This is a genomic window from uncultured Caballeronia sp. (genome assembly GCF_964243625.1).
In the GTDB taxonomy this organism is placed as follows: domain Bacteria; phylum Pseudomonadota; class Gammaproteobacteria; order Burkholderiales; family Burkholderiaceae; genus Caballeronia.
Window position 1 is genome coordinate 1 of sequence record NZ_CAXTGZ010000019.1, and the last position, 7756, is coordinate 7756.

6 protein-coding genes (1 of these 6 cut by a window edge) are annotated in these 7756 nt (G+C 61.7%); all 6 read left to right on the plus strand.

What is annotated here, in order from left to right:
- A partial coding sequence (locus tag ACFFAR_RS02475; protein ID WP_174363571.1) for a type VI secretion system baseplate subunit TssF occupies positions 1–425 on the plus strand: 425 nt, incomplete at its 5' end.
- Entirely contained in the window at positions 410–1447 is a 1038-nt protein-coding gene (gene tssG / locus ACFFAR_RS02480; protein WP_174363572.1) for a type VI secretion system baseplate subunit TssG, read from the plus strand. The genes ACFFAR_RS02475 and tssG, both read left to right, overlap by 16 nt.
- A gap of 2 nt (positions 1448–1449) precedes the next feature.
- Positions 1450–4053 carry a type VI secretion system ATPase TssH gene (tssH, locus tag ACFFAR_RS02485; RefSeq protein ID WP_174363573.1) on the plus strand — a complete coding sequence of 868 codons (2604 nt, stop codon included), beginning with the start codon at positions 1450–1452 and terminating at the stop codon, positions 4051–4053.
- On the plus strand, positions 4040–6016 hold the full coding sequence (locus tag ACFFAR_RS02490; RefSeq protein WP_174363574.1) for a type VI secretion system tip protein TssI/VgrG: 1977 nt from the start codon (positions 4040–4042) through the stop codon (positions 6014–6016). Before tssH ends, ACFFAR_RS02490 begins: the two co-directional genes overlap by 14 nt.
- Positions 6017–6028: 12 nt before the next feature.
- Positions 6029–7531 (plus strand): type VI secretion system-associated FHA domain protein TagH, encoded by a 1503-nt coding sequence (gene tagH / locus ACFFAR_RS02495; protein ID WP_174363575.1) that lies wholly within the window; start codon positions 6029–6031, stop codon positions 7529–7531.
- 4 nt (positions 7532–7535) lie between these two features.
- Positions 7536–7756 carry the beginning of a type VI secretion system baseplate subunit TssK gene (gene tssK, locus ACFFAR_RS02500; protein WP_375507479.1) on the plus strand. It continues 1129 nt past the right edge of the window, so only the first 221 of its 1350 coding nucleotides appear in the window; it begins with the start codon at positions 7536–7538; its stop codon lies beyond the right edge, outside the window.

Sequence of the window (7756 nt, forward strand, 5' to 3'; positions counted from 1 at the left end):
ATGCAGAGGGTCCGGTTGCATGGCGGCTTCTGAGCCACTTGTCCTTGAACTATGCGTCGCTTGTGGACAGCAACGACAGTCAGGGTGCGCAAGCCATGCGCGATCTGCTCGGCCTCTATGCGCCCGCTGGTGACGGCGCGGCGGCGAGACAGGTCGACGGTCTTCGTTCCATCGATACGCAGCCTGTGACGCGTCGCTTGCCGTCGCGCGGACCGATCGTATTTGGCCGAGGCCTGGAGATCAACCTGCTGATCGATGAGATCGGCTTCGAAGGCGCAAGCGCGTTTCTCTTTGGCGCGGTGCTCGCGCGCTTCTTCACTCAATATGTATCGCTGAATTCGTTCACCGAGACGGTGGTCACGAGCGCAACACGCGGCGAAATCATGCGCTGGGCGCCGGGGAGTGGATTATGCAAAACGCTGTGACCATCCTCGACCGGCTTTCCGCCGATGCAAAAAGCTTCGACTTTTTCCAGGCCGTGCGCTTGCTCGAATGCGCGTATCCCGGCTTGCCGCGAGTGGGTTCATCGTTGCGGCCGCGTGACGATGCCGTGCGCTTCGGTCAGGAACCGGACCTCATCTTCTTTCCGACCACGTTGCGCGGTTTCAGCTTGAACGGTGAAAGTGAAAAAGCGCCGAAACTGGTCGTGAATTTCTTCGGCCTGCTGGGACCGAACGGCCCGATGCCCACGCATCTCACCGAATACATCCGTGACCGCACGCGTAACGCCAACGACCCGACCTTTGCGCGGTTTCTCGACGTGTTCCATCACCGCATGACGTCGCTGTTTTATCGATCATGGGCGGTGGCGCAGCCGACAGTGAGCCTTGACCGCAACAACGGTGATCGTTTTTCCGCATATGTCGGCAGCACCTTCGGGCTCGGCGAACCGGCGCTGCGCAATCGCGACAGCATCCCTGACTTCGCAAAGCTTCACTTTGCCGGCGTACTCAGCGGTCCGACCCGTCACGCCGCCGGATTGCGTCTTGTGTTGATGCGCTTCTTCAACGTCCCGGTGAAAGTGAAGGAGAACGTCGGTCACTGGATCGACTTGCCAGCGCGTTCGCTGAGCCGTTTGGGCGCCGCCGATGAAAGCGGCCGCCTCGGCCTCGGCACCATGCTTGGGGGCCGAGCGTGGGACCGGCAGCACAAGTTCCGCGTTGCGCTGGGTCTGCTTTCGATGACCGACTATCAGCGATTCCTGCCCGGCGGCGCGAGCCTCGTGCGTCTTGCGGACTGGATCCGCAACTACGTGCGCGATCCGCTCGAATGGGATTTGAACCTGCACTTGCGGCGCGCAGAAGTACCTCGTCTTGCTCTCGGGCGGCTACAGCGTCTTGGTTACACAACATGGTTGTTAACACGTCCGGCTGCGTCCGACGCCACGCAACTCCTACTCAAACCGCTCGGCCGAAACGGCCGCGTCAAGACTCTCGCACAGGAATAACCATGGCAGAAATCAGCCGCGCCGTGATGTTCGGCAAACTCGACACACTCAGCTATCGCGCGATGGAAAGTGCCACGACGTTCTGTCGTTTGCGGGGCAATCCTTATGTGGAGCTGACTCACTGGCTGCATCAGCTACTCAACTTGCCCGACTCGGATCTGCACCGGATCATCAAGCATTTTGGCGTGGAGCCTTCGGCGCTCGCGCGTGATTTGACAGAAGCGCTGGATCGTTTGCCGCGCGGGTCTACATCGATCACGGACATCTCTTCGCAACTGGAAGAAGCTGTCGAGCGCGGCTGGGTGTATGGGTCCTTGTTGTTCGATGCAGCGAAAGTGCGCAGCGCGCATCTGATTGTCGGCGCGTTGAAGACGCCGGCCTTACGCAACGCGTTGCGCGGGATTTCGCGCGAGTTCGATCGAGTGAAACTCGATGACCTCGTGAATCACTTCGACGTTTTGCTCGCGGATTCGCCCGAGAATGCGCAAGCCTCCAATGCGCCGTCAGCGGCAGTCGCCATGCCTGCGACCAATCAGGACGCATTGCAGCGCTTCACCGTCGACCTCACGGAACAAGCACGCTCAGGCAGGCTCGATGCAATCGTCGGTCGCGACGAAGAGATTCGTCAGGTCATCGACATCCTGATGCGGCGCCGCCAGAACAATCCGCTTCTGACGGGCGAGGCGGGTGTAGGGAAAACGGCCGTGGTCGAGGGACTGGCGCAACGAATTGTGGCCGGCGATGTTCCCCCCATGCTGCGCGATGTCACGCTGCGCACGCTCGACGTAGCGTTGCTCCAGGCAGGTGCCGGCGTCAAGGGCGAGTTCGAAACGCGCCTGCGCCAGGTGCTTGAGGAGGTGCAGTCGGCGGAGCGCCCGGTGATTCTTTTCATCGATGAAGCGCATACGCTCGTGGGCGCAGGCGGCGCAGCCGGAACCGGCGATGCCGCCAATCTGCTGAAACCTGCACTTGCCCGCGGCACCGTGCGCACGATCGCAGCGACGACGTGGTCGGAGTATCGGCGGTACATCGAAAAAGATCCGGCGTTGACGCGGCGTTTCCAGGTCGTGCAAGTGCGCGAGCCTGACGAAGCACGCGCAATCACCATGATGCGCGGCATTGCCGGTGCGCTGGAGAAGCATCACGGCGTGCAAGTGCTCGACGAAGCCATAGAAGCGGCCGTGCGCCTGTCGCATCGATACATTCCGGCGCGTCAGTTGCCCGACAAGTCCGTGAGCCTGCTCGATACCGCGTGTGCCCGCGTTGCAGTGAGTCAGCACGCTACGCCGCCGGCAGTGGACGACGCGCAGAAACGCATCGCCGCGTTGAAGACGGAACTCGAGGTCATCACGCGCGAAAGCCTGATCGGCATCGATACAGCCGCGCGTCACGAGGTGGCATCGAAGGCGCTGGAAGAAGAAACGCAGCGGCTCGCGGAGCTCGATACGCGTTGGAACGTGGAACGCGAACTCGTAAAAGACATCCTCGCGCGCCGTTCGCAACTACGCGATGGCGCTGCCGGTGCAGACCTTGCCGCGCTGAGATCGCAACAGGCGTTGCTGGCCGAGCATCAAGGCGACGCACCATTGATCCTGCCCGGCGTGGATCGGCAAGCGGTCGCAGCGGTGGTTCAGGACTGGACCGGCGTGCCCGTTCTCAAGATGGTGAAGAACGATATCGACAACGTGCTGCGTCTTGGTGAGCTGTTGGACCGGCGAATCATCGGTCAGGGTCACGCAACCGAGATGATCGCACGGCGCATTCGCACGTCGCGTGCGGGACTCGACAATCCAAACAAACCGGTCGGCGTGTTCATGCTCGCGGGAACATCGGGCGTGGGCGAGACGGAGACCGCGCTTGCGCTCGCCGAACTGCTCTACGGCGGGGAGCAAAACCTCATCACCATCAACATGAGCGAATACCAGGAAGCACATACGGTCTCGCTGCTGAAAGGCGCGCCTCCCGGTTATGTCGGTTTCGGGGAAGGTGGCGTGCTGACCGAAGCCGTGCGTAGAAGGCCGCATAGCGTCGTGCTGCTCGACGAAGTGGAGAAGGCGCATCCCGATGTTCACGAACTCTTCTTCCAGGTATTCGACAAGGGCTGGATGGAAGACAGCGAAGGCCGCTCCATCGACTTTCGCAACACGCTGATCCTGCTCACCACGAACGCGGGAACGGAATGCATTGCGCATCTCTGCCGCGATCCGGAGAACATGCCGGCGATGGAAACCATCGAAGAACAGTTGCATGCGGAACTCTTGCACACGTTTCCGCCGGCGTTGCTGGGCCGCATGGTGACGATCCCCTATTACCCGCTCAGCGACGCGATGCTGCGCTCCATCATCCGCTTGCAACTCGGACGGGTGGCGAAACGTGTGACGCGTACACATCAGGTGCCGTTCACTTTCGACGAAGACGTGGTCGGTCAGATCGCCGTGCGTTGCACGCGGCTTGAAAGCGGCGGACGCACGATCGACGCGATCCTCACCAACAGTCTGTTGCCGCGGATCAGCACGGAATTCCTGACGCGCGTGATCGATGGAAAAACGCTTGCACGCGTACATGTGGGCGTTGAAGCAGAGGAGTTCACCTATGCCTTCGACTAGTACTCGCCACGTCCGCATGGAATGCGCCGCGCTTGGCGACACGGCCGTCTTCATGCGCATGTCGACAATCGAAGCGCTCGGCCGCATGAATGAATTCCAGCTTGCATTCTTGAGCCCGCGCAACGATATCGATCCCGGCGACGTGCTTGGCCAGAACCTGTCCGTCACGCTCGATTATCCGGCGGGCGGCGAGCGCCAGTTCAATGGCATCGTCACTACGTTGCGGCTCATTGTCCCCGGCGACACCACGCGTAACCGCATGGCGCGTTACGAAGCCATCGTGCATCCGCGCTTGTGGCTGCTGACGCAGTCGTCGCATCGGCGATTCTTTTATCAAAAGACGATTCCGCAGATCGTAGGCTCGGTGTTCGAACCGTTCGATATCGATTTCCGCAATGCATGCAGCGCAGCTTATTCGCCGCTCGAAAATTGCGTGCAGTATCGCGAGACCGATTTCGACTTCGTGAGCCGTCTGCTCGAGCGCGAAGGCATTCATTATTTTTTCGAGTACACGGGCGGCAAACATACGCTCGTGATGACCGACTCGAATAGCGAACATCGTCCCATTACTCATTACGAGACCATTCCGTACCAGGCTTGGGACACGCCCGAGCAGGATGAAGAGTGCGTGTACCGGTGGGTGTCGGGCGCGACGTTGCAGACTGGACGATACGAAGTCAACGAGTACGACTTCGAGAAGGCATCGGTGAGCAACAGCCACGGTCTCGTCGCGCGGGCAACCCGCGCAGCGCCCTTCGATCCCGCGCGTTACGTGATGCAGGAACACCTGACGGGTCACGTCAAGGCCGCGGATGGCGATCGTCTTGCACGCGTGAACATCGAGATTCATCAAACGCAGAACGATTCCATCAGTGCACGCAGCACGTCGCGTGGTCTCATCCCGGGCGGTCTGATCCGTTTGCGTGATCATCCGGCGACCGCACAGGATCGCCAATACCTGATTACGGAGACACGTGCGGAGATCGTCTCCGACGCGTATGTATCGACGAGCGACAGCACGTTGCCGATCTTCGATTGCAGCTTTACCGCGATCCGCGCGGATAACACGTTCCGTACGGCACGAACCACGCCGGAGCCGCGCGTAGGCGGTCCGCAAACGGCGGTAGTCGTCGGCCCCGATGGCGATGAAATCCTCACCGATCAATACGGCCGCGTAAAGGTCCAGTTCCACTGGGAACAACTCGCGCAGTCGTCGGGCGCGCCAAAGCTCGACCGATGCTGGGTGCGTGTATCGCAAAGCTGGGCCAATAAACGCTGGGGATCCATGCAGCTTCCGCGCATCGGGCAGGAGGTGCTGGTCGAATTCATCGAAGGCGATCCGGACCGCCCGGTGATCACGGGCGCGGTCTACAACTCGACGAACATGCCGCCGTATGAGCTGCCCGCAAACGCGGCCATCTCCACGCTCAAGAGCAACTCGACCAAGGGCGGCAGCGGCTACAACGAAGTGCGGCTCGATGATCGCAAGGGCGACGAACAACTGTTCTTTCACGCCGAACGCGATCATGAAACGTGGGTCAAGCACGACGCGCTGATGAACGTAGAACACGATCGTCACTTGAGCGTAAGCGGCAGCGAGTTCATCAAGACGAACGGTGCGCGCAACGACACGGTAATGGGCAGCAGCAAGTCGAGCGTGCTCGGCGGCGTGACGGCCGCGACCATGACGGCGCACAACCAGTTCGTGGGCGAAGCCTATTCGCTGAACGCCGGCATGGCCGTGCAGATCAAGGCGGGCATGGCCGTGGAGATCGAGGCGACCGCGACCATCGCGTTGCGCGCGGGGGCTTCGTACATCCTGATTGGTCCGGAGACCATCGAGATGTCGAGTATCCCGATACCCATCGGTCCCGGCATTCCTCCTGTTCCCGTGAGCGTGCCCCCACCGCCGCCGACCCCGCCGCGCGATGCCGACGATGGCTCGCGCAAGGTCGTCAAATAAGGAGCTTTACGCATGTCACCGAATCAGTCCAGGGCAGCGAAGTTGAGGATGACCGTGAGCGGCGGCGCCTTGAGCGCACCGCAAAATATCGAGTTCGATACAGCCGGCGGCACGCTTGGCCGCGCGCCCGAATGCACCGTCGTGCTGCCCGACACGCAACGCGCAATCTCGCGCGTGCAGGCGCGCATTGAATGGCGCGATGGCGCTTTCATCCTGGTCGATGCAGGCAGCAATCCCACGTTGCTGAACGACCAGATACTGGACGGATCACGCGAGGCGCAGCTTCATGATGGCGATCGTCTGCGGGTCGGTCCGTATGCGCTGGATGTGTCCATCGAGCACGAGTTGGAGAACATGACCATGATGACGCGCCCGGATGTGTCCATACCATCGGCGCCGTTGCCGGAGAAGCCGGACTGGGACGTGAAGCCGGCCGCGCCGCTGATTCCGGATGACTGGAATGCGCCGCATGCAGCATCGAAGGATAGTCGCGCCGATACTCCATTCACGCCCGATCCGCTCGCGGCCACGCCGCTATTGCGTGAGCCTGCGCGTTTTGGTGTGAATGCGAATCAGGAGCTTATCGATGCCCTTGGCGCCGGCGACAGCCCGCTTGGGATCGGTCCGACAAAACACGAAGTGTCGCCGTTGTCGGTGTCGGGATCGAGCGGGGGTTTCGAACACGTATCGCCGGAACGCGCGATGAACGCAGTGCCGACGTTGCCGGTTTTGGACGGACCGGCGACGCCTATCATTCCCGAGGACTTCGACCCGTCTATCCCGCCGGTCGAGATGCACGACGAGCTTGCGCCGGTGGTTCCAGCGACGGAGTTTCTGGCGCTGCCGGAACCAGCGCTTGCACCAACGCCTCAGCCAAAGCACGCGGAACCGGTTGCTGCAACGCCCTCCGCCAGCGACGACGCCACGCTGACAGCCCTGCTGGAAGGTCTCGGCATCGACGCCGGCACTGTCCGTCACATCCCCGCAGATGACCTCGCGCGTCTTGTAGGCGGCATGCTGCGCGTCGCGACGCAGGGCACGATGACCGCGTTGCGCTCACGCTCCATGGCAAAGCGCGAGACGCGTATCGCCATGACGCTGATCGAAGAGCGCGACAACAATCCGCTCAAGTTTTTCCCCGACGTCGACATGGCGCTCACGCAGATGCTCGGCGCACGCGGCGCGGGATATCTCGCGCCTGAAGACGCGTTGCAGGAAGCCTTCCACGATATCCAGACGCACGAACTCGCCGTCGTCGCCGGCTTGCGCGCGGCCCTCGAACACGCAATGTCGCGCATCGATCCAGTGACGATCGACCGGTCGGTGCAACCGGCAAAGGGCATCGATGCGCTGCTCGGCAATCGCCGCGCGCGCCTCTGGCAGCGTTTCGTCGATACCTGGGAGGACGTGGCGCGTGACGCCGGCGACGACTTCCAGCGCACCTTCGGCGAGCCCTTCAGCCGCGCGTACCAGGCGCAACTCGACGCACTCACACGTTCAACTCCAAGCGAATAACGCCATGTACTGGAATAGCAAGGTCATCTGGTCGGAAGGCATGTTCCTGCAGCCGCAGCATCTGCAGCAGCACGACCGGCACGTGCAGACGCAACTCGAAGCGCGCGTTGACAGCCTGCGTGCTTACGGCTGGGGATTCACATCGGTGGAAATCGATGAAGCGCTGTTGAAGCTCGGCAAGCTCGCGCTGCGCTCGGCTGCGGGTGTCCTGCCCGATGGCACGCC